Here is a 20,486-nt window from a genome sequence, read left to right as displayed (position 1 = left end):
GCATTGCATCAATCCGCGAGGCACCGGCCGGATTGCCCGGCCGGTGCCTGCTCGATCACTGTTCTTCGTGCGGTTCCCAGTCGCGGGTGCGTTCGACGGCCTTTTTCCAACCGGCGTAGAGTTTTTCCTTGCCGGCTTCATCGAGCAGCGGCTCGAAGGTGCGCTCGATCACGGCCTTGCCGCGCAATTCGTCCAGGCTGCCCCAGAAGCCGCATGCCAGGCCTGCGAGGTAGGCGGCGCCCAGCGCCGTGGTCTCGCGCATCTGCGGACGCTCCACCGGCGTGCCGAGGATGTCGGCCTGGAACTGCATGAGGAAGTTGTTGGCCACCGCGCCGCCGTCCACGCGCAGGGCGCTGAGGCGTTCGCCGGAGTCCTGTTGCATGGCGTCGAGCACGTCGCGGGTCTGGTAGGCGATCGATTCCAGTGCGGCGCGAATGATGTGGTCCACGCGCACGCCGCGGGTCAGGCCGAAGAGTGCGCCACGGGCATAGGGGTCCCAGTAGGGCGCGCCCAGGCCGGTGAAGGCCGGTACCAGGTACACGCCGTTGGTGTTCTTGACCTTGCTGGCGAAGTATTCGGTATCGTAGGCGTCGTTGACGATCTTCAGTTCGTCGCGCAGCCACTGCACGGTCGAGCCGCCGTTGAACACGGCGCCTTCCAGGGCGTAGGCCACTTCGCCACGCGGGCCGCAGCCGATGGTGGTGAGCATCCCGTGTTGCGAAGTCACGGCTTTCTTGCCGGTGTTCATCAGCAGGAAGCAGCCGGTGCCGTAGGTGTTCTTGGCCTGGCCGGGTTCGACGCACATCTGGCCGAACAGGGCGGCCTGCTGGTCGCCGGCGATACCGGCAATGGCGATGCCGCTCTTGGTGTGACCGTAGACTTCCGACGACGACTTGACCTCTGGCAGCATCTCGCGGGGGATGTCCAGGGTCTGCAGCATCTTCTCGTCCCACTCCAGCGTGTGGATGTTGAAGAGCATGGTGCGCGAGGCGTTGGTGTAGTCGGTGACGTGGACCTTGCCGCCGGTGAATTTCCAGATCAGCCAGCTATCGATGGTGCCGAACAGCAGCTCGCCGTTGCGGGCGCGCTCGCGGCTGCCTTCGACGTTGTCCAGAATCCACTTGAGCTTGGTGCCCGAGAAGTACGGATCGACGACCAGGCCGGTGGTCTGCTTGATGTAGTCTTCCAGGCCATCGCGCTTGAGCTGCTGGCAGATCTCGGTGCTGCGTCGGCACTGCCAGACCACGGCGTTGTAGATCGGACGACCGCTGTTCTTGTCCCACACCACGGTGGTTTCACGCTGGTTGGTGATGCCGATGGCTGCGACCTGGGCGTGGCTCAACCCGGCCTGGGCCAGGGCTTCGACCATGGTCGCGCTCTGGGTGGCGAAGATTTCCATCGGATCGTGCTCGACCCAGCCTGCCTGCGGGTAGTGCTGGGCGAACTCGCGCTGCGAGGTGCCGACGACGTTGGCATCGCGGTCGAAAATGATGGCCCGCGAGCTGGTGGTGCCTTGGTCCAGGGCGATGATGTAGTTCTTGTTGTCGGTATCGGTCATGTCGATGGCCTTGCGCAAGTTTGAAATAGATGCGGAATGAAGTAGCTGTGCAGGCTCAGGAGGCCTGCACCTTCGATGCGGCCACCTTGGCCGACTCGTTGAGCGAGTTGGGCAGGTGGCGGGCGATCAGTACCCGGTAAGCGCCGGCGCCCAGGCAGGCACCTACGATCGGCGCCACGATGGGCACGATGAAATAGGGGATCGTACGGCCACCGGTGAAGGCTATTTCACCCCACCCGGCGATAAAGGTCATCAACTTGGGACCGAAATCCCTGGCCGGGTTCATGGCGAAACCGGTCAGCGGGCCCATGGCGCTGCCGATCACGGCGATCAGCAAACCCACCAGCAACGGTGCCATGGCGCCGCGCGGAAGGCCATTGTGCTCGTCGCCCAAGGCCATGATCACCCCCATCAGGATCGCGGTGATGACCATCTCAACCAGGAAAGCCTGACCGATGGACAGCGCCGCGTGCGGATAGGTGGAGAAGATGCTCGCCGTTTCCAGGCTCGCCTGCGTGCCGCGGACGATGCCGTGGGTCTGTTCGTAATCGAAGAACAGGCTGCTGTAGAGGGTGTAGACCAGCGCCGCCGAGCAGAACGCGCCGGCAACCTGAGCCAGAATGTAGAAGGGCAGCTTGCGCTTTTCGAAACCGCCGAACAGGCACAGGGCGATGCTGACTGCCGGGTTCAGATGCGCTCCGGACACGCCAGCCGTCAGGTAGATCGCCATGCTCACGCCGACGCCCCAGATGATGCTGATTTCCCATAGGCCGAGGCTGGCCCCTGCGACCTTGAGCGCCGCGACGCAGCCAGTACCGAAGAAGATAAGCAGTGCGGTTCCGAGAAACTCGGCAATGCACTGACCCGACAGGGTCGGTTGTTGCTGTGCGGTCATTGTGTGTTACCCCAATTGTTTTTTTTGTCTGACGCCGTTTTTGGCGCCTGGAATCTGCCGTCGTGTGATCCCCATCGCACGCCGGATTACAACCTTTCAGCACATTGTACTATCGTGCCTATCTTCACAAACGAAAAAATATAGACAAGAAACGCCGCTGTCAAAGGTCGAAAGTGAACGAGTTCATTCAATGATCGAGAATGGATTCGCCTATTTGCGGCAAAGCCACGGTTGGCGTGGCTTGCCTGCCTGTGTCCTAATGCCGGGCATCGGTTTTATTTGTCTGGAGTCCCTGCATGACACCCGCCCTGGACCTCTTGAAGAAGCATCGCGCCGACCATCGGGTGCATGCCTATGAACACGATCCCAAGGCCGCCTCCTACGGATTGGAAGCGGTCGAAAAACTCGGTCTGGCTCCGGCGCAAGTGTTCAAGACCTTGCTGGCGGCCACTGAAAAAAGCGAACTGCTGGTGGCAGTGGTGCCTGTGACCGGCTCTCTGGACCTCAAGGCACTGGCACAGGCGGCGGGGGTCAAGAAGTGCGAGATGGCAGACCCACAAGCCGCACAGCGCGCCACCGGCTATCTGCTGGGCGGCATCAGCCCATTGGGGCAGAAAAAGCGCCTGCGCACGTTCATCGATCAAACCGCAGCGACGTTGCCCAGCGTGTATGTCAGCGCCGGCAGGCGCGGGTTGGAAGTGGAATTGGCGCCGCAGTTGCTGGCCGAGCATACCCAGGGCTGCTTCGCCGATATCGGTCGTGCTGGATGAACGCAAGAAATTATTCATCGACTCCACGAGTCGAACGCCGATAGCCCACGGCCTGGGCGCTACCCCTTTCCGCTACAGCGAGGAATGCCATGCAACTGGATTTCCATCAGGTCGATGCGTTTGCCCAACATCCGTTTGCTGGCAACCCGGCCATCGTCTATCGCCTGGACAGCTGGCTGGCCGACGAACTGATGCAGAAGATCGCTGCCGAACACAACCTGGCCGAGACCGCGTTCATGGTGCGCGAGGCTCAGGGCTGGCACATCCGCTGGTTCACGCCGCGCACTGAAGTGCCCTTGTGCGGTCATGCCACTCTGGCCAGTGCCTACGTTTTGTTCCACGTCTATGGCGAAACCGCGACCAGCCTGTCGTTCGCCAGCCGTTCCGGCACCCTGACCGTCAGCCGCGAGGGCGACCGCCTGTGGCTGGATTTCCCGGCCATGATGCCTGAAGAACAACTGGGCCTGACGCTGGATGTGGAGCGTGCGCTGGGCTGCGAGGCGGTCGATGTGATGGCGGCAGCGTCCCTGTTCGTGCTGCTGGAGTCGGAGCAGGCAGTGCGCGAATGTCAGCCGAACATGGCGGCGCTGGCTCGCTTGCCCTGGCCTGGGGTGATCATCACCGCACGGGGTGATCATCACGATTTTGTCTCGCGCTATTTCGCCCCGGCCATTGGCATCGATGAAGACGCGGTGACCGGTTCCACCCACTGCAGCCTCATTCCGTACTGGTCCAAGCGCCTGGTCAAGACCAGCCTCAGCGCGTACCAGTGCTCGGCCCGCGGGGGCGAGCTGTTTTGCCGCAGGGAAGGCGATCGGGTCAAGATCGGCGGCTATGCCACGCTGGTCAGCAGCGGCCGGCTACTCCTGGGCCCGCAGCTCTGATTCATCCGCCGCCGAAATGCTGGCCTGGCCATCGAGCAACGCCATGAAGGCCCGGGCGGCGTTCGACAGGGTTCTTTCGGTGTGCAGGATGTAGCCCAGCTGCCTACTCAGCTGCACACCGGGCAGTACGAAGCGCGCCACCTGATCGTCGAGCATGGTGCGCGGCAACACACTCCATGCCAGCCCGATCGACACCATCATCTTGATGGTTTCCAGGTAGTTGGTACTCATGGCGATGTTGGGGCTCAGGCCCTGAGCCTCGAACAGACGGCTGACGATGTGGTGGGTGAAGGTATTGCCGCCGGGAAACACCGCCGGATGTTCGGCGATATCGCTCAGCTTCACCGCGTCCTGCAGGGCCAGCGGGTGTTCGGGGGCGGCGACGAAATCCAGCAGGTCATGCCACACCGGCACCGAGCGCACCAGGTGGTGGGGCTCGGGTGCCAGGGTGATCACGGCCAGCTCCGCCCGGCCGTGGAGAATCTCCTCATAGGCCACTTCCGAATCGAGAAACTGAATGTCCAGGGCGACCTTGGGGTACATGCGCGTGTAGGTACGCAGCAGCGGGGGCAATCGGTGCAGGCCGATATGGTGACTGGTGGCCAGCGTGAGCCGACCGGTAACGTCACCGCTGAGGTTGGTCAGGGCGCGACGGGTGTCTTCGAGCACGTCGAGAATTTGGTAGGCCCGCGGCAGCAGCGCTCGGCCAGCCTCGGTCAGATTGACTTCCCGACCCAGCCGGTCGAACAGGCGCACACCCAACTGCTGTTCCAGACTGGCAATGCGTTTGCTGATCGCAGGTTGAGTCAAATGCAGGCGATCCCCGGCCCTGGAGAAGCTGCCCACTTCGGCGATGGCAATAAAGGCATTGAGACTGGCCAGGTCCATGAACCGATTCCTTTTGGTTATCCAAAGTATGAAAATTATGAATTTGAGTTATTCAAGATAACCCCATAGCATCATCCCTACAAGCCAAGCGGTTATTGGCATAGAAAGATTAGAAACACTGATGAGGAAACGTCTGATGGCCGGCAAAACGCTCTACGACAAGCTCTGGGATTCGCATTTGGTCAAGCAGCGCGACGATGGTTCGGCGCTGATCTACATCGACCGTCACATCATCCACGAAGTGACTTCGCCCCAGGCGTTCGAAGGGTTGCGACTGGCCGGCCGCAAACCATGGCGCATCGATGCCAACATCGCCACGCCCGATCACAACGTGCCGACCACCCCGGAGCGCAAGGGCGGCATCGGTGCCATTGCCGACCAGGTGTCGCGTCTGCAGGTTCAGACCCTGGACGACAACTGCGATGAATACGGCATCACCGAATTCAAGATGAACGACGTGCGCCAGGGCATCGTCCACGTGATCGGTCCAGAGCAGGGCGCGACCTTGCCCGGCATGACCGTGGTCTGTGGCGACTCGCACACCTCGACCCACGGTGCCTTTGGTGCCCTGGCCCACGGTATCGGTACTTCGGAGGTCGAGCACGTGCTCGCCACGCAGTGCCTGGTGGCCAAGAAAATGAAGAACATGCAGGTGCTGGTCGAAGGCACCTTGCCGTTCGGCGTCACCGCCAAGGACATCGTGCTGGCCGTGATCGGCAAGATCGGCACCGCCGGCGGCAATGGCCATGCCATCGAGTTCGCCGGCAGCGCCATTCGCGATCTGTCCGTGGAAGGCCGCATGACCATCTGCAACATGTCCATCGAGGCCGGCGCCCGCGTGGGTCTGGTGGCCGCCGATGAAAAGACCATCGCCTACGTCAAGGGCCGCCCGTTCGCGCCCCGTGGCGGCGATTGGGACAAGGCTGTGGAATCTTGGAAAGGGCTGGTGTCCGACGCCGATGCCCATTTCGACACCGTGGTGCATCTGGATGCCGCGCAGATCAAGCCACAGGTCAGCTGGGGCACTTCGCCGGAAATGGTCCTGGCCGTGGATCAGAACGTGCCGGACCCGGCCCGTGAGGCGGATCTGGTCAAGCGTGGTTCCATCGAGCGCGCCTTGAAATACATGGGCCTGACCGCCAACCAGGCGATCACCGATATTCAGCTCGACCGAGTGTTCATCGGTTCGTGCACCAATTCGCGCATCGAAGACCTGCGCGCCGCCGCCGTCATCGCCAAGGGCCGCAAGGTGGCCTCGACCATCAAGCAGGCGATCGTCGTGCCGGGCTCGGGCCTGGTCAAGGAGCAGGCCGAAAGCGAAGGCCTGGACAAGATCTTTCTCGAGGCGGGCTTCGAGTGGCGCGAACCGGGCTGCTCCATGTGCCTGGCGATGAACCCCGACCGGCTGGAGTCGGGCGAGCATTGCGCGTCGACCTCCAACCGCAACTTCGAGGGCCGTCAGGGCGCCGGTGGGCGTACCCACCTGGTCAGCCCGGCCATGGCCGCCGCCGCCGCCGTTGTCGGCCGTTTCGTCGACGTTCGTGAATTGATCCAGGGGAGCGCAGCATGAAAGCCTTTACTCGTCACACCGGCCTGGTCGCTCCGTTGGATCGTGCCAATGTGGACACCGATCAGATCATTCCCAAGCAGTTCCTGAAGTCGATCAAGCGCACCGGCTTTGGTCCGAACCTGTTCGACGAGTGGCGCTACCTGGATGTGGGGCAACCTTACCAGGACAACTCCAAGCGCCCGCTGAACAAGGATTTCGTGCTCAACCATGAGCGTTACCAAGGCGCCAGCGTGTTGCTGGCGCGGGAGAACTTCGGTTGCGGCTCCAGTCGCGAGCACGCGCCGTGGGCGTTGGACGAGTACGGTTTCCGCACGGTGATCGCGCCCAGCTATGCCGACATTTTCTTCAACAACAGCTTCAAGAACGGCCTGCTGCCGATCATCCTCAGCGATGCGGAAGTCGATGAGCTGTTCAAGGAAGTCGAGGCGGCGCCGGGTTACCAGCTGACCGTGGACCTGGCCGCGCAGACTGTCACCAGCCCGAGCGGCAAGGTGTACAGCTTCGAGATCGACGAGTTTCGCAAGCATTGCCTGCTCAACGGCTTGGATGATATCGGGCTGACCTTGCAGGACGGGGAAGCCATTGCGGCGTTCGAGGCCAAGCATCGGGCGAGCCAGCCTTGGTTGTTTCGCGATTGATTGATTGATGTAGGCAGGTTTGGCCTCTTCGCGGGCAGAGCCCGCTCCCACAAGAGGCTCGGCGCCGATGTGAGAGCGGGGCGGGCGGCGAGCCCTCTGCCCGCGAAGAGGCCGGCAAGGCCACCACAAACCCAGGCACAAGGAAGCCCAGTCCATGACCCAGCACAGCCAAGTCGTGCAGAAACAGTTCGGCGAACAGGCCTCGGCCTACCTGAGCAGCGCCGTTCACGCCCAGGGCGCGGAATTTGCGCTGCTTCAGGCGGAACTGGCCGGCCAGTCCCACGCTCGGTTGCTGGATCTGGGTTGCGGCGCCGGGCACGTCAGCTTTCACTGCGCGCCACTGGTCAAGCAGGTGGTGGCCTATGATCTGTCGCAGCAGATGCTCGATGTAGTCGCCAGCGCCGCTCGTGAGCGAGGGCTGGGTAACGTCGACACCCAACTCGGTCCGGCCGAACAGCTGCCGTTCGCCGATGGCGAGTTCGACTACGTGTTCAGCCGCTACTCGGCTCACCACTGGAGCGACCTGGGCCTGGCCCTGCGCGAAGTGCGCCGGGTGCTCAAGCCCGGTGGCGTGGCCTGCTTCATCGACGTGATGTCGCCGGGCAGCCCGCTGCTCGATACCTATCTGCAGAGCGTCGAAGTGCTGCGCGACACCAGTCATGTGCGTGACTACAGTGCCGGCGAATGGCTGAGCCAGGTCAATGCGGCCGGGCTGCAGGTGCGCGGGCATACACGCCAGCGCCTGCGCCTTGAATACGTGTCCTGGGTCGAGCGCATGCGCACCCCCGAGGTCATGCGTGCGGCCATCCGCACCTTGCAGCAAGCCGTAGGCGCCGAGGTGCGCGAGTATTACCAGATCGACGACAATGGCTCGTTCAGCACCGACGTGCTGGTGTTGTGGGCCCAGCGTTGAGCATTCATTCACGGCCTGCCCGAGGGCGCGCCGTATTACCGGAATTAACGAGGAAAGCATGAGCAAGCAGATTCTGATTCTCCCAGGCGACGGCATCGGCCCGGAAATCATGGCCGAAGCGGTCAAGGTGCTGGAGCTGGCCAACGACAAGTTCCAGCTGGGCTTCGAGCTGGCCCATGACGTGATCGGTGGCGCAGCCATCGACAAGCACGGCGTGCCGCTGGCCGACGAAACCCTGGAGCGCGCCCGCGCCGCCGATGCGGTGCTGCTGGGCGCCGTGGGCGGGCCGAAATGGGACAAGATCGAGCGCGACATCCGCCCGGAGCGCGGTCTGCTGAAAATCCGTTCGCAGTTGGGCCTGTTCGCCAATCTGCGTCCGGCCATCCTCTACCCGCAACTGGCGGACGCTTCCAGCCTGAAGCCGGAAATCGTGGCCGGGCTGGACATCCTCATCGTCCGTGAGTTGACCGGTGGCATCTACTTCGGCGCCCCCCGTGGCACCCGTGAACTGGAAGGCGGCGAGCGCCAGGCGTATGACACGCTGCCCTACAGCGAGAGCGAGATCCGCCGCATCGTGCGCGTGGGCTTCGACATGGCCCAGGTGCGCGGCAAGAAGCTCTGCTCGGTGGACAAGGCCAACGTATTGGCGTCCAGCCAGCTGTGGCGCGAAGTGGCCGAAGAGATCGGCAAGGATTATCCCGACGTCGAGCTGAGCCACATGTACGTCGACAACGCCGCCATGCAGCTGGTGCGCGCGCCGAAACAATTCGACGTGATGGTCACCGACAACATGTTCGGCGACATTCTTTCCGATGAGGCGTCGATGCTCACCGGCTCCATCGGCATGTTGCCCTCGGCCTCCCTGGACGCCCATAACAAGGGTATGTACGAGCCGTGCCACGGTTCGGCGCCGGACATCGCCGGGCAGGGCATCGCCAACCCGCTGGCGACCATCCTCTCGGTGTCGATGATGCTGCGCTACAGCTTCAATCAGCACGCGGCCGCCGATGCCATCGAGCAGGCCGTCAGCCTGGTCCTGGACCAAGGCTTGCGCACCGGCGACATCTGGTCCGAAGGCAACGCGCGGATCGGTACGCAGGAAATGGGCGATGCAGTAGTCGCCGCGCTGCGGAATCTGTAATCTCTTGGGCCCGCTGCGACTTTCAATCGAAAGCAGCGGCCCACTTTTCAAGAAGGTGTAGTTGCGATGAAACGTGTAGGTCTGATCGGTTGGCGCGGCATGGTCGGTTCCGTGCTCATGCAGCGGATGCTGGAAGAGCAGGATTTCGATCTTATCGAGCCGGTGTTTTTCACCACTTCCAATGTGGGCGGCCAAGGGCCTGCGGTGGGCAAGGACATTGCCCCGCTCAAGGATGCCTACAGCATTGAAGAGCTGAAGACACTCGACGTGATCCTGACCTGCCAGGGTGGCGACTACACCAGCGAGGTATTCCCCAAGCTGCGCGAGGCCGGGTGGCAGGGCTACTGGATCGACGCCGCCTCCAGCCTGCGCATGCAGGATGACGCGGTGATCGTGCTCGACCCGGTCAACCGCCGCGTGATCGACCAGCAGCTCGATGCCGGCACTAAGAACTACATCGGTGGCAACTGCACCGTGAGCCTGATGCTAATGGGCCTGGGCGGCCTGTTCGAGGCCGGTCTGGTGGAGTGGATGAGTGCCATGACCTATCAGGCGGCGTCCGGTGCCGGTGCGCAGAACATGCGCGAGCTGATCAAGCAGATGGGCAGCACCCACGCCTCGGTGGCCGATGACCTGGCCAACCCGGCCAGTGCCATTCTGGACATTGATCGCAAGGTGGCCGAGGCCATGCGCGGGGAGGGTTATCCGACCGAGAACTTCGGTGTGCCGCTGGCCGGCAGCCTGATCCCGTACATCGACAAGGAGCTGCCGAACGGGCAGAGCCGTGAAGAGTGGAAGGCTCAGGCCGAGACCAACAAGATCCTGGGTCGCTTCAAGAGCCCGATCCCGGTGGACGGTATCTGCGTACGCATCGGCGCCATGCGCTGCCACAGCCAGGCGCTGACCATCAAGCTGAACAAGGACGTGCCGATGGCGGACATCGAAGGCCTGATCAGCCAGCACAACCCGTGGGTCAAACTGGTACAAAACAGTCGTGAAGCGAGCATGCAGGAACTGACCCCGACCCAGGTCACCGGCACGCTGAACATTCCGGTCGGGCGCCTGCGCAAGCTGAACATGGGCTCGCAATACCTGGGCGCGTTCACCGTCGGCGACCAGCTGCTGTGGGGCGCCGCCGAACCGTTGCGCCGCATGCTGCGGATTTTGCTGGAGCGTTGATTTCCTCAGGTTCGCTGGGTTCCCCCAGCCGAACCGCACCGACCGCYGACGCGGCTTGCGCCGCTGCTACAGGGTGCGCGGTCTCTGTAGCAGCGGCGCGAGCCGCGTCCGGGTTCATCGCGTTCTTYCAGGCATACCGCGTTCAYCGCTGACGCGGCTTGCGCCGCTGCTACAGGGGGCGTCGGCGGTTACCGGTTTTCGAAGGCTTCCAGCGCGTGGTTCAGGCTGGCGGTCGACAGCTCGCCCAGATGGCTGCCCAGCAGCTTGCCGTCGGCGCTGTAGAACAGCGTGGTTGGCAGTGCGACCGAACCCAATGCGCGGCCCAGATCGCCCTGGCTGTCGAATGCCACCTGTTGCAGATCCAGCCCCATGGTTCCCGCAAAGCTTGTGATGATCTGCGCGTTTTCGCCGTGGTTGACGAACAGAAAACGTACCTGCGGATGGCGTTTCTGCATGTCCAGCAGTACCGGCATTTCCCGTCTGCAAGGTGGGCACCAGCTGGCCCAGAGATTGATCACCAGCGGCTGCCCTGCGTAGCTGCGCAGCGCCACAGGCTCACCTGCTGCAGTGTGCAGGGTGACGTCGGGTAATTGCGCGTGGTGTTCCTGCAGGTACCACTGGCTGGCCAGACTGGTGACGGCCCAGAACATCAGGCCGCTGACCAGGCTTGTGCCCAAGGTGACACGCGCCAGTGGGCGCCGCCAGGCATACACCAGCGCCGTCACGCCGCTGACCGCCAGCCCCGGCCAAAGCAGGAAGCCGCCATCGCGGATATCGGGAATCTGCCACGGATCGGCACGGTACTGCGCCCAGTAACGCATCACGAAAGCGGCGCGTGCCACCACCAGGCACAGCAGGAACAGGCGAAAGATCAGCACTTCAGGATTGCTGCCCAACCCGCGCCGCGACATCTGCCAACCCACGACGCTGGCCAGGCCCAAGGCCAGCAGTATCAGCAGGTGATGCAGGGAAAGCGCGAATGGCCCCATGGAAAGGCTCAGCATCGGCAGGGGTCTCTTGAGGTGATGAAGCAAGTATGGCGGCACTCAGGTTAACCGACGGTTAACCCAATCCGCATGAGCGGTCCGCGGCCGCGAACGGGCAGCCCGGCCCCGACAGTCACACCGCGCTGCATTTTTCGCGGCCGATGCCCGTCGTCACGGGCGTTTGGGCGCATAATGTTGTGTTAATCACGGCCTGTCACCGTGGGCATTTATCCTTCGAGCGCTGTCATGCACGTATTGCTTTGCGAAGACGATGACCTGATCGCCAGCGGCATCGTTGCCGGGCTCAATGCCCAGGGTCTGAACGTCGATCGAGTGGCCACGGCTTCTGCCGCCCAGGCCATGCTGCAGGCCGCCAGCTTCGATGTGATGGTGCTCGATCTGGGGCTGCCCGACGAGGACGGCATCAAGCTGCTGCAACGGTTGCGCCACAAGGGCGAGGCGCTGCCGGTGCTGGTGTTGACCGCCCGCGACAGCGTCAGCGATCGGGTTGCCGGTCTGCAGGCCGGCGCCGACGACTACCTGCTCAAACCCTTCGATCTGCGCGAACTGTGTGCGCGCCTGCACACCCTGCAGCGCCGAGTGGCCGGGCGAACCCTGAACATGATCGAGCACGGCCCACTGCAGCACGACCCCAGCACCCGCCAGACCTGGCTGGCCGGCCAGGCCGTCGATCTGTCCCGTCGCGAGCAGGCGCTGTTGTACGCCCTGCTGCAGAACCGAGGCCGCGTGCTCTCCGGCGAGCAGCTCAAGGACAGTGTCTATGGCTTCAGCGACGAAGTGGAAAGCAACGCCCTGAACGTGCACATCCACCATTTGCGGCGCAAGCTGGGCAACGGCATCGTCGAAACCGTCCGCGGCCTGGGCTATCGCTTGGGGCCGGCCCAAGCCGCAGCGCAGGAACCGCAATGAGCCTGCGCCTGCGCTTGAGTCTGATTCTGGGCACGGCCTTCGTGCTGATCTGGGCGCTGGCTGCGACCTGGATGTTCCGCGACTTGCGCAGCCAGATGATGTTCTCTCTCGACCAGCGCCTGGTGGCGTCGGCGCGCATGGTCGCCGGCCTGGTCGATCGGCTGCCGCAACCGTTGTCCGCGCAGGGCGAGGGCACCCGCTTCAGCGCCGATCAATGGAGCATCCCCGACGGTATCGCCTGCCAGGTCAGCTCGCTGCGTGGTGAAATCCTTGCCCGCAGCCACGGCAATGCCGATCAGGTGCTGGATGACCAGCGCACCGGTTTCCACGATCAGGAGATCGATGGCGAACACTGGCGCAGTTTCACCCTGGCTCGGGACGATGTGCGGATCACCACCGCAGACCGCGAGCTGGAACGCGAGGCGTTGAACCGTTCGGTACTGCTGGCCGCTTCCGCACCGGTACTGATGGCCCTGCTGGGTAGCATCGCGATGCTCTGGCTGGGCATCGGCAAAGGCCTGGCGCCCCTCAATCGCATGTGCGAGGCGCTGCGCAAGCGCGACGTCGATGCCCTTGAACCGCTGGCGCTGAAGTCGCTGCCCAGTGAGTTGCAACCACTGCTGGAAACACAGAACCAGCTGTTCCTGCGCATCGGCCGTACCCTGGAACGAGAGCGGCAGCTGACCGGTGATGCGGCCCATGAACTGCGCAGTCCCTTGACCGCGATCAAGACCCACCTGCAGGTCGCCCGCATGACGGCCGGGCTCGCCCACGAACAGGCGCTGGGCCATGCCGAGGAGGGCGCCGACCGCCTGCAGCGCACCCTCGAACAATTGCTCTTGCTGGCACGGGTCGAAGGCAGCCTGTCGTTCGACGATGGCGCACCGTGCAGCGCCGAACAGGTGGCGCGCCTGGCCATCGGCGACGCTCGTCCTGAGGACCGCTGGCGGGTCGAGTTGCACGTCCCGCCGCGGCTGCCATCGATAGCCCTGGGCATGCCATCGACTCTGGCAGTACAGGCGCTGCGCAACCTGATCGACAACGCGTTGCGGCACAGCCCCGATCAGGGGCCGGTCTGGCTGACACTGGCCACGGAACCCGGCTGCGTGTGCTTCACGGTCCGTGACTTCGGCCCTGGCATCGCCGCGCAAGACCTGGAACACCTGACCCAGCGCTTCTGGCGCAGCCGTTCCAGCAGCGGTTGCGGGCTGGGCCTGGCCATCGTTCAGGCGATCGCCCAGCGTTGCGGCTGTACCTTGCACTTCGACAGTACCGAAGACGGCTTGCGCGTCAGCTTCAAAATCCCGTTCCGACCGGTGTGAACGTCTTTGGCTCAGCGTGCCGACAGCGCGCTGGCCAGTTGCTGAGGATCGTTGAAGGTCTTGATGTCCACCACCACGCCATCCTTGAGCTCCAGCCACTGCACGGTTTCGCGGTCGCCTTCGTAGCGCGGTGCGACGCGGCCTTCCTGGTCCAGCAGAATGCGATAGTTGAGTTTCTTCATGCCGGGAATGGCGATCCACTTGGCCACCGACGGCATGCGCTCGATGTCGGCGATATAGGCCGCATGTCGCGACTCGAGAAAGTCCTTGGGCCGTTTTTCCATGGCCGTACCCATCAACTGGGCGGCGTCCATGCTGCGCGCGACGATGATCAGTTGGGTCTCGTCGCTGAGCGAGTAGGGTTGTTCAAACTGATCGAGCAGGGTCCAGGGGGCCAGCCGTTCGCCAACTTCCGTGGCCTGGGCGGTAAGGGACAGCAAGCTGAAAAGTAATGCGCAGCAGTATTTCATTGCGGCAGGGTCCTGGGACAGTGGGGCTCACATTAGAGCGGATCGGCCACCGGGGTACAAAGGTTTAGCGGCCCGGTGCGCGACTTTTTCGCACGCGCGCGTCCGGCCCGGTATTGTCGCCACGCGGCCTCATGGCACAATTGCGTATGTCCAGACCTCAATGCCCTCGCTGCCAACGTCCTCAGGCCCTGTGCCTGTGTGCGTTGATCCCGAACCTGCCCAGCCGAACGCGGATGCTCATCCTGCAGCATCCCAGCGAGGTGAATCACGCGCTGAATACGGCGCGCCTGGCCGCGCTTGGACTGCAGAACTGCGAGATCAGGGTCGGCGAAGTCTTCGCTGATCTGGCCAGATGGCTGGCGCAGCCAGGCTATCAGCCCTGCCTGTTGTTTCCCGACGAGCGCAGTGAAGCTTTGAGTGTCTACGCGCCTGATGCCCAGCCAAGGTTGCTGGTGGTGCCCGACGGCACCTGGCGCAAGGCGCGCAAGCTGCTGCATCTCAACCCGTTGCTCGCCGACCTGCCCAGGGTTCAGCTGGCCGCTGCCGAGCCCTCGCGTTATCGGCTGCGCAAGGCGCCTGGTCCGGGCGCGCTGTCGACCCTGGAGGCCATCACCCAGGCTCTGGAGGTACTCGAAGCACCGGCCTCGTTCCAGGCGCTGCTCAAGCCCTTCGACGCACTCATCGAAGGGCAGATCGCCGCCATGGGTGAAGAGGTTTATCTGCGCAACCATCAACGCCAGTAATCATCAACGCCAGTGATGAATCGGCCAGCCAGCCTTCTCGGCGTGCTCGCGCAGCACCGGGTCAGGATTGACCGCATGAGGGAAGGGCACTTCCAATAGCAGCGGCAGGTCGTTGCGTGAGTCCGAATAGAAGCTGGCCCCCTCCAGGGTTTCGCCCTCGTCGTGCATCCATTCGCGCAGGCGCTTGATCTTGCCCTCGCGGTAGGTCAACACGCCGACCGTATTGCCACTGTAGCTGCCGTGGTTGAGTTCCAGGTCGATCGCCAGCACGTCGTCGACACCCAGGCGTTCGGCAATGGGTTGAACCAGATGAACACCGGAAGCGGAAATGATCAGAATGCGATCGCCGGCGGCGCGATGGGCGGCGATGGTGCGGGTCGCATCGCTGAAAATGATCGGCTCGATGAAGTCCTCGACCCAGGGCCCGACCAGGTGTTCGACCTCCTCAGGGGAGCGCCCCAGCATCGGCTCCAGGCTGAACGCCATGTAGTCTTCCATGGCCAGCCGGCCTTCGCTGTAGGCCTGCATCAACTCCTGGTCGCGTTGCATGAAGGACTCGGGGTCGACCCAGCCCAGGCGACCCATCTGCTCGCTCCAGAGTGAAGAACAGTCGCCGTGGATCAGGGTTTCGTCGAGATCGAAAATCGCTAGAGCCATATGAAACCTCCCTTGGAAAGGTGCTCAGGCTACCGCACAAAGCGCATCCGGCCCAATCGTCAGCGACACCCGCTGGCCGTCGGGCAGCAGGTCGGCGGCGGTGCGGTTGAGCACATCCACCACCAGCAGTACGCCATGGGCCTGCACGCGGTAGCGGATCACGTTGCCCAGCAGGCTGTGGCTGCGGATTTCGCCCTCCAGCGTGCCGCTCGAACCCAGCTCGATGGCTTCCGGACGAATCGCCACCCGGGTATGGATAGGTCGCTGCAACAGGGCACTGGCCTGGGCGGCATCGAGCAGGTTGTAGTTGCCGATGAAACCGGCGGCGAAGGCGTCCGCCGGTGCCGTGTACAGGCTCTGCGCGTCGCCGCTCTGGACGATGCGGCCCTTGTTCATCAGGAAGATGCGGTCGCTCATGGTCAGCGCCTCTTCCTGATCGTGGGTGACGAAAATCGTGGTCAACCCGAGTTCGCGCTGGATCTGCCGGATCTGTTCGCGCAGGTGTTTGCGGATGCGTGCATCCAGCGCCGACAGGGGCTCGTCGAGCAGCAGCAGACGCGGCCGGGTGACCAGCGAGCGGGCCAGGGCGACCCGCTGGCACTGCCCGCCGGACAATTGATGGGGGTAACGCTTGGCGTACTCGTCCAGTTCCACCAGCGCCAGCACCTCGGCCACGCGGCGGGTGCTTTCGGCGCCCTTGACCTTCTGCATGCGCAAGCCGAACGCCACGTTCTGTTCCACGTTCATGTTGGGAAACAGCGCATAGCTCTGGAAGACCATGCCGATGTCGCGCTTCTGCGGACCGAGCGGGGCGAGGTCCTGGCCATCGAGCAGGATGCGCCCGCCGTTGATCGGCGTCAGTCCGGCGATCGCCCGCAGCAGGGTCGACTTGCCGCAACCCGACGGCCCGAGCAGGGTGATGAATTCGCCCCGTTCGATGGTGAAGCCGATATCGCTGAAGACTTCGGTGTTGCCGTAGCGCTTATCCAGTCTTTCGACGCTGACGAAGCTCATATCAGTCTTTGTCCTTGTTCAAGCGGTTCGCACCCCAGGTGAGCAGCAACACGAAGAAGAAATAGGAAATCACCAGCGCGCTGTTGAAGTGGCCGCTGCTGTTGCGCATGTTGTTCAAATAAACCTGCAGGGTTTCGTAGCGCGTGCCGACCAGCAGGTTGGCGAACACGAACTCGCCGAACAGGAACGAGAACGACAGCAGCAGGGCGATCATCAGGCCCTTGCGCAGGTTGGGCAGCACCACCAGGAACGCTGCCTGGAAGGTGCTGGCACCCAGCAACTGGGCAGCGTCCATCAGGTCGCGCAGGTTGATCGCCTGCAGGTTGTTGGTGATGGCTCGGTACATGAAGGGCAGGGCCACGGTGAAATAGCAGCCGATCAGGATCCACGGCGTGCCGACCATGGCCAGCGGTCCCGAGCCGTACAGGTTCAACAGGCCCACCGAGGACACCACCGGCGGCACGGCGAAGGGCAGCAGGATGAGGATGTTCATCAGCGCATCCAGCCTGGGGAAGTGGTAGTGCACGGCGAACAGCAGCGGCAGGATCAGCAGCACCGACAGCACCAGCGCGCCCACGCAGACCACCAGCGATTGAGCGAAGGCCTGCAGGAACCGCGGGTCGCCCCACAGTTGCAGGTACCACTTGAAGGTCAGGCCACTGGGCAGGATCGACGCCGACCAGCTGGTGGCCAACGAATACAGCAGGGTGCCGGCCAAGGGCAGCAGCAGGATCAGGAACAGCAGCCACACCACGACTCTGTGGTAGAGGCCGGGGGCGTTGTGTTCAGCGCGCGACATGGTAGCTCCTGCGCAGCAGCCATTGATGGGCCAGGGTGACCAGGGTCATCAGCCCCACCAGAATCATCGCCAGGGCGCTGGCCAGGTTGGGGTCAAGGCTGATGTCGCCGGCCACCATGGCGGCGATGCGGATCGGCAGCACATTGAAATTGCCGGTGGTCAGGGCGTACACCGTAGCGTATGCGCCCAGGGCATTGGCCAGCAGGATGACGAAGGTGCCCAGCAGCGCCGGGGTCAGCACCGGCAAGCCGATGTAGCGCCAGTAGGCCCAGCCGTTGGCGCCGAGCAGGGCGGCGGACTCGCGCCAGTCTTCGCGCAGGGCGTCGAAGGCGGGGTACAGCAGCAGGACGCCCAGCGGGATCTGGAAATAGGTGTAGGTGATGATCAGGCCGGTCTTGGAGTAGAGGTTGAAATCATCGATCAGGCCACTCTGCTTGAGGGCCAAGGTGATCGCGCCGTTGAAGCCCAGCAGGATGATGAAGGCGAAGGCCAGCGGTACGCCGGAGAAGTTGCTGGTCATGTTGGCGAAGGCGCTGACGAAATCCCGCAGCCGCGAGTCGACCCGGCGCAGGGAGTAGGCACCGATGACGGCGATGACGATGCCGAACAGACTCGACCAGAAACTGATTTCCAGGCTGAACTGGATGGCCTGGCGGTAGAAGCGCGAGCCGAAGGCCTTGCTGAAGTTGTCCAGGCTCCAGCCGGCATCGGTTTGCACGCTGTGGATGGCCACCCAGGCGAGCGGGGCGATCTGGAAGACGATGAAGAACAGGGCGAAGGGCGCCAGCAGGAGCAGGGCCAGGGTTCTGCCGCGGGTGGGGGTGATCACTGCTGGAGGGCTCCGGGGTTGCGGGGTGTCAGGAGGGGTGGTGGTGGGTTCTTCGCGGGCAGAGACCCGCTCCCACAAGGAGTGACGCTTCTGCTCCTGTGGGAGGGCCAGGGTTCTGCCGCGGGTGGGGGTCGTCACTGCTGGAGGGCTCCGGGGTTGCGGGGTGTCAGGGTGGGTGGTGGTGGGTTCTTCGCGGGCAGAGACCCGCTCCCACATAGGCGCAGTCCGAGTCTTTGTGGGAGCGGGTCTCTGCCCGCGAAGGGGCCCTACCTGATTCACCACAGGCAATCACTGCATCTCGAAGATGACCTGTTCCTGCCACTGCTGGGGCAGGGCCTTGGCGCTGGCTTCCCAGACGTCCGGGTTCTTGATCGGCGTGACGTTGCGGTACTGCTCGGCCGGCAGCAGCTTGGCCGCGACATCTTCCGGCAGCTTGATGTGGTCGGCCCGGATCGGCCGCGCATAGCCGCGCGCCAGGTTGATCTGGCCGGCATCGCTGAGGATGTACTCACGCGCCAGCTTGGCTGCGTTCGGGTGCTTGGCGTACTTGTTGATGATGGTGGTGTAGCCGGAAATCACCGAGCCATCCGAGGGGATCAACACGTCGAAGCGTTTCGGATCGATCTGATCGCGGTAGCTCAGGCCGTTGAAGTCCCAGACCACACCCACCTCGATCTCGCCTTTTTCCAGGGTCTGGATGGTCGGATTGGCCAGCGACAGGCGCTTCTGTTGCGCCAGTTCGGTGAACAGTTGCAGGCCAGGGGCCAGGTTGCTTTCGTCACCCTTGAACGCGATGGCCGCCGCGAGGACCCCGTTGGCCGCCTGGGCTGCTGTGCTGACGTCGCCGATTGCCACCTTGTACTTGCCGTTCTTCAGATCCGCCCAGCTTTTGGGAGCGTCTTCGGCTTTGACCAGTTGCTTGTTGATGATGAACGCGATGGTGCCGGTGTAGGCCAGCATCCAGTGGCCATCGGCGTCCTTGGCCCAGTCGGGGATCTGCGCCCAGGTGGAAGGCTTGTACGGCTGGGTCACGCCCTGTTTGGTGGCAATGGGGCCGAACGCTGCACCGACATCGCCGATATCGGCACTGGCGTTGTCCTTCTCGGCGGCGAACTTGGCCACTTCCTGGGCCGAGCTCATGTCGGTGTCCATGTGCTTGAGGCCGTACTTGTTGGCTAGGTCTTCCCAGGTACCCTTCCAGTTGGCCCAGGCATCGGGCATGCCGACGCTGTTGACCATGCCTTCGGTCTTGGCCGCGGCTTCCAGGGTTTGCAGATCGGTATCCGCGGCCGAAGCCAGGTTGCACAACGCGATGCTCGAACCTAACAGTGTAGCCAGGAAAAGCTTTTTCATCCGGTGCTCCTATGGGCGCCTATCGAAACGAGGGGACTGTCGACGATTGGATTGATCAGGATCAGCAATACCCGAGCCAACGTAGGGGACGCGCATGACATTTTGACGTCGAGCGCGTCGGCCGCAGGCATGCTCAGGGCTGTCAGGCCCCTGGAAATCAAGCGTAGACGAGATTTGCCGTTTCGATCGATACGGCGCGAGGGCGGTTGCAAGCAGGGATGTACGGAGCGCTAGCCGGGCAGGGCCGCCAAGCGGGCCCCGCAAGGCGCAGGGGATCAGTGGTTCACGGTAAAGGCCAGCATCGCCGACAGCTGACACATCGGCCGACCGCTTTCGGCATGCCATTGGTTGAATGCGGCCTGCACGGCCGCCTGATCGCGCTTGGAGCTGGGCACCTTGTCGACGATCTCCTGGGCGTTCAGCGCGGCCACCACGTCCCAGCTGGGGATGAAGGTGTCCTTACCGATCATGCGCAGGAAGCGCGGTGCCGACAGCCCACCCATCTGATTGCCGTGCTTGGCGATGTACTGCCACAAGCCGGTGATGTCTTCCACCGGCCAGTCGGCGATGAAATCACCGAAACTGCCGTGCTCCATGGCCACGTCGAGAATCATCTGGGCGTTGCGCGGGACGCTCTTGAGCTTGCCGAAATGGCGAATGATGCGGGTGTCCTGCATCAGCCGTTCCAGGCGCTCGGCGCCCATGAGCACGATCTTCTCCGGGTCGAAGCCGAAGAACACCTCTTCGAAGGCAGGCCACTTCGAGTCGACCAGGCTGTGCTTGAGGCCCGCCCGAAAGACCCGCAGGGCCATGGTCGACAGGTAGCGGTCGGCGCTGATCTTGCGCAGTTGCGCCGGGGACTTGGCCGTGGGCAGACGCGCCTCCAGCGCTTTCTGCGAGCCGAAGCGATTAAGGCAGTACTCGTTCAGCCACTTGTAGTCTTGCAT

21 protein-coding genes are annotated in these 20,486 nt (G+C 63.4%); 10 read left to right on the top strand and 11 right to left on the bottom strand.

What is annotated here, in order from left to right; genetic code table 11:
* Positions 1-55 precede the first annotated feature (55 nt).
* Positions 56-1,558, bottom strand: a complete 1,503-nt coding sequence (gene glpK, locus ASF66_RS07235) for a glycerol kinase GlpK (protein ID WP_056843288.1) — start codon at positions 1,556-1,558, stop codon at positions 56-58.
* Between the two features lie 55 nt (positions 1,559-1,613).
* On the bottom strand, positions 1,614-2,453 hold the full coding sequence (locus ASF66_RS07230) for an MIP/aquaporin family protein (RefSeq protein ID WP_056843287.1): 840 nt from the start codon (positions 2,451-2,453) through the stop codon (positions 1,614-1,616).
* A 296-nt stretch (positions 2,454-2,749) separates the two neighbouring features.
* On the opposite strand from ASF66_RS07230, the gene ybaK reads away from it, so the two are divergent.
* Entirely contained in the window at positions 2,750-3,223 is a 474-nt protein-coding gene (gene ybaK / locus ASF66_RS07225; protein ID WP_056843286.1) for a Cys-tRNA(Pro) deacylase, read from the top strand.
* Positions 3,224-3,312: 89 nt separating this feature from the next.
* The gene (locus tag ASF66_RS07220) at positions 3,313-4,107 is read left to right on the top strand and encodes a PhzF family phenazine biosynthesis protein (RefSeq protein ID WP_056843285.1); all 795 of its coding nucleotides are present in this window, start codon (positions 3,313-3,315) and stop codon (positions 4,105-4,107) included.
* Here the strand turns inward: ASF66_RS07220 and ASF66_RS07215 are convergent.
* Positions 4,084-4,995, bottom strand: a complete 912-nt coding sequence (locus tag ASF66_RS07215) for a LysR family transcriptional regulator (RefSeq protein ID WP_049861080.1) — start codon at positions 4,993-4,995, stop codon at positions 4,084-4,086. The two genes, ASF66_RS07220 and ASF66_RS07215, sit on opposite strands and share 24 nt — an antisense overlap.
* Before the next feature lie 136 nt (positions 4,996-5,131).
* Between ASF66_RS07215 and leuC the strand changes: the two genes are divergently transcribed.
* The 5 genes from leuC to asd all read left to right on the top strand — a co-directional run bounded on the left by leuC (position 5,132) and on the right by asd (position 10,436).
* Positions 5,132-6,565 carry a 3-isopropylmalate dehydratase large subunit gene (gene leuC, locus ASF66_RS07210; protein ID WP_049861079.1) on the top strand — a complete coding sequence of 478 codons (1,434 nt, stop codon included), beginning with the start codon at positions 5,132-5,134 and terminating at the stop codon, positions 6,563-6,565.
* Complete coding sequence (gene leuD / locus ASF66_RS07205; protein ID WP_056843284.1) at positions 6,562-7,203, top strand: 3-isopropylmalate dehydratase small subunit; 642 nt, start codon at positions 6,562-6,564, stop codon at positions 7,201-7,203. Before leuC ends, leuD begins: the two co-directional genes overlap by 4 nt.
* A 154-nt stretch (positions 7,204-7,357) precedes the next feature.
* Positions 7,358-8,116, top strand: a complete 759-nt coding sequence (locus ASF66_RS07200; protein ID WP_056843283.1) for a class I SAM-dependent methyltransferase — start codon at positions 7,358-7,360, stop codon at positions 8,114-8,116.
* 58 nt (positions 8,117-8,174) lie between these two features.
* A complete protein-coding gene (leuB, locus tag ASF66_RS07195; RefSeq protein ID WP_056843282.1) occupies positions 8,175-9,257 on the top strand; it encodes a 3-isopropylmalate dehydrogenase in 1,083 nt (360 codons plus the stop codon).
* A gap of 66 nt (positions 9,258-9,323) precedes the next feature.
* A complete protein-coding gene (gene asd, locus ASF66_RS07190; RefSeq protein ID WP_056843281.1) occupies positions 9,324-10,436 on the top strand; it encodes an aspartate-semialdehyde dehydrogenase in 1,113 nt (370 codons plus the stop codon).
* Between the two features lie 188 nt (positions 10,437-10,624).
* Here asd and ASF66_RS07185 read toward each other — a convergent pair whose 3' ends face one another.
* Positions 10,625-11,440, bottom strand: a complete 816-nt coding sequence (locus ASF66_RS07185) for a TlpA disulfide reductase family protein (protein WP_056843280.1) — start codon at positions 11,438-11,440, stop codon at positions 10,625-10,627.
* A gap of 228 nt (positions 11,441-11,668) precedes the next feature.
* Here ASF66_RS07185 and ASF66_RS07180 point away from each other — a divergent pair, with 228 nt between their 5' ends.
* On the top strand, positions 11,669-12,352 hold the full coding sequence (locus ASF66_RS07180) for a response regulator (RefSeq protein ID WP_049861073.1): 684 nt from the start codon (positions 11,669-11,671) through the stop codon (positions 12,350-12,352).
* On the top strand, positions 12,349-13,674 hold the full coding sequence (locus ASF66_RS07175) for a sensor histidine kinase (RefSeq protein WP_056843279.1): 1,326 nt from the start codon (positions 12,349-12,351) through the stop codon (positions 13,672-13,674). Before ASF66_RS07180 ends, ASF66_RS07175 begins: the two co-directional genes overlap by 4 nt.
* Positions 13,675-13,685: 11 nt before the next feature.
* On the opposite strand, the gene ASF66_RS07170 is transcribed toward ASF66_RS07175, so the two are convergent.
* Entirely contained in the window at positions 13,686-14,144 is a 459-nt protein-coding gene (locus ASF66_RS07170; RefSeq protein WP_056843278.1) for a hypothetical protein, read from the bottom strand.
* Between the two features lie 146 nt (positions 14,145-14,290).
* Between ASF66_RS07170 and ASF66_RS07165 the strand changes: the two genes are divergently transcribed.
* On the top strand, positions 14,291-14,887 hold the full coding sequence (locus tag ASF66_RS07165; protein ID WP_056843277.1) for a tRNA-uridine aminocarboxypropyltransferase: 597 nt from the start codon (positions 14,291-14,293) through the stop codon (positions 14,885-14,887).
* Between the two features lie 3 nt (positions 14,888-14,890).
* Here the strand turns inward: ASF66_RS07165 and ASF66_RS07160 are convergent, their stop codons facing one another.
* From ASF66_RS07160 to ASF66_RS07135, 6 genes are all read right to left on the bottom strand, one after another.
* Complete coding sequence (locus tag ASF66_RS07160) at positions 14,891-15,544, bottom strand: HAD family hydrolase (RefSeq protein WP_056843276.1); 654 nt, start codon at positions 15,542-15,544, stop codon at positions 14,891-14,893.
* A 24-nt stretch (positions 15,545-15,568) separates the two neighbouring features.
* Positions 15,569-16,558 carry an ABC transporter ATP-binding protein gene (locus ASF66_RS07155; protein ID WP_056843275.1) on the bottom strand — a complete coding sequence of 330 codons (990 nt, stop codon included), beginning with the start codon at positions 16,556-16,558 and terminating at the stop codon, positions 15,569-15,571.
* 1 nt (position 16,559) lies between these two features.
* Entirely contained in the window at positions 16,560-17,357 is a 798-nt protein-coding gene (locus tag ASF66_RS07150) for an ABC transporter permease (RefSeq protein WP_056843274.1), read from the bottom strand.
* Positions 17,344-18,183 (bottom strand): ABC transporter permease, encoded by an 840-nt coding sequence (locus tag ASF66_RS07145; protein WP_420875717.1) that lies wholly within the window; start codon positions 18,181-18,183, stop codon positions 17,344-17,346. The genes ASF66_RS07150 and ASF66_RS07145 overlap by 14 nt, the downstream gene beginning before the upstream one ends.
* Positions 18,184-18,474: 291 nt before the next feature.
* Entirely contained in the window at positions 18,475-19,539 is a 1,065-nt protein-coding gene (locus tag ASF66_RS07140) for an ABC transporter substrate-binding protein (RefSeq protein ID WP_056843272.1), read from the bottom strand.
* Between the two features lie 275 nt (positions 19,540-19,814).
* Positions 19,815-20,486, bottom strand: coding sequence for a DNA-3-methyladenine glycosylase I (locus ASF66_RS07135; RefSeq protein WP_043187466.1), 672 nt, complete (start codon positions 20,484-20,486; stop codon positions 19,815-19,817).

It is taken from the genome of Pseudomonas sp. Leaf129 (genome assembly GCF_001423465.1).
Lineage (GTDB): Bacteria > Pseudomonadota > Gammaproteobacteria > Pseudomonadales > Pseudomonadaceae > Aquipseudomonas > Aquipseudomonas coleopterorum.
Note: the sequence above shows the minus strand (reverse complement) of the source record. Positions and strands in the feature narration are given on the sequence as shown.

What these genes read in the sequence shown, in the direction of transcription:
- glpK (WP_056843288.1), bottom strand. Translation starts at nt 1,558, where the DNA reads ATGACCGATACCGACAACAAGAACTACATCATCGCCCTGGACCAAGGC.
- ASF66_RS07230 (WP_056843287.1), bottom strand. Translation starts at nt 2,453, where the DNA reads ATGACCGCACAGCAACAACCGACCCTGTCGGGTCAGTGCATTGCCGAG.
- ybaK (WP_056843286.1), top strand. Translation starts at nt 2,750, where the DNA reads ATGACACCCGCCCTGGACCTCTTGAAGAAGCATCGCGCCGACCATCGG.
- ASF66_RS07220 (WP_056843285.1), top strand. Translation starts at nt 3,313, where the DNA reads ATGCAACTGGATTTCCATCAGGTCGATGCGTTTGCCCAACATCCGTTT.
- ASF66_RS07215 (WP_049861080.1), bottom strand. Translation starts at nt 4,995, where the DNA reads ATGGACCTGGCCAGTCTCAATGCCTTTATTGCCATCGCCGAAGTGGGC.
- leuC (WP_049861079.1), top strand. Translation starts at nt 5,132, where the DNA reads ATGGCCGGCAAAACGCTCTACGACAAGCTCTGGGATTCGCATTTGGTC.
- leuD (WP_056843284.1), top strand. Translation starts at nt 6,562, where the DNA reads ATGAAAGCCTTTACTCGTCACACCGGCCTGGTCGCTCCGTTGGATCGT.
- ASF66_RS07200 (WP_056843283.1), top strand. Translation starts at nt 7,358, where the DNA reads ATGACCCAGCACAGCCAAGTCGTGCAGAAACAGTTCGGCGAACAGGCC.
- leuB (WP_056843282.1), top strand. Translation starts at nt 8,175, where the DNA reads ATGAGCAAGCAGATTCTGATTCTCCCAGGCGACGGCATCGGCCCGGAA.
- asd (WP_056843281.1), top strand. Translation starts at nt 9,324, where the DNA reads ATGAAACGTGTAGGTCTGATCGGTTGGCGCGGCATGGTCGGTTCCGTG.
- ASF66_RS07185 (WP_056843280.1), bottom strand. Translation starts at nt 11,440, where the DNA reads ATGCTGAGCCTTTCCATGGGGCCATTCGCGCTTTCCCTGCATCACCTG.
- ASF66_RS07180 (WP_049861073.1), top strand. Translation starts at nt 11,669, where the DNA reads ATGCACGTATTGCTTTGCGAAGACGATGACCTGATCGCCAGCGGCATC.
- ASF66_RS07175 (WP_056843279.1), top strand. Translation starts at nt 12,349, where the DNA reads ATGAGCCTGCGCCTGCGCTTGAGTCTGATTCTGGGCACGGCCTTCGTG.
- ASF66_RS07170 (WP_056843278.1), bottom strand. Translation starts at nt 14,144, where the DNA reads ATGAAATACTGCTGCGCATTACTTTTCAGCTTGCTGTCCCTTACCGCC.
- ASF66_RS07165 (WP_056843277.1), top strand. Translation starts at nt 14,291, where the DNA reads ATGTCCAGACCTCAATGCCCTCGCTGCCAACGTCCTCAGGCCCTGTGC.
- ASF66_RS07160 (WP_056843276.1), bottom strand. Translation starts at nt 15,544, where the DNA reads ATGGCTCTAGCGATTTTCGATCTCGACGAAACCCTGATCCACGGCGAC.
- ASF66_RS07155 (WP_056843275.1), bottom strand. Translation starts at nt 16,558, where the DNA reads ATGAGCTTCGTCAGCGTCGAAAGACTGGATAAGCGCTACGGCAACACC.
- ASF66_RS07150 (WP_056843274.1), bottom strand. Translation starts at nt 17,357, where the DNA reads ATGTCGCGCGCTGAACACAACGCCCCCGGCCTCTACCACAGAGTCGTG.
- ASF66_RS07140 (WP_056843272.1), bottom strand. Translation starts at nt 19,539, where the DNA reads ATGAAAAAGCTTTTCCTGGCTACACTGTTAGGTTCGAGCATCGCGTTG.
- ASF66_RS07135 (WP_043187466.1), bottom strand. Translation starts at nt 20,486, where the DNA reads ATGCAAGACTACAAGTGGCTGAACGAGTACTGCCTTAATCGCTTCGGC.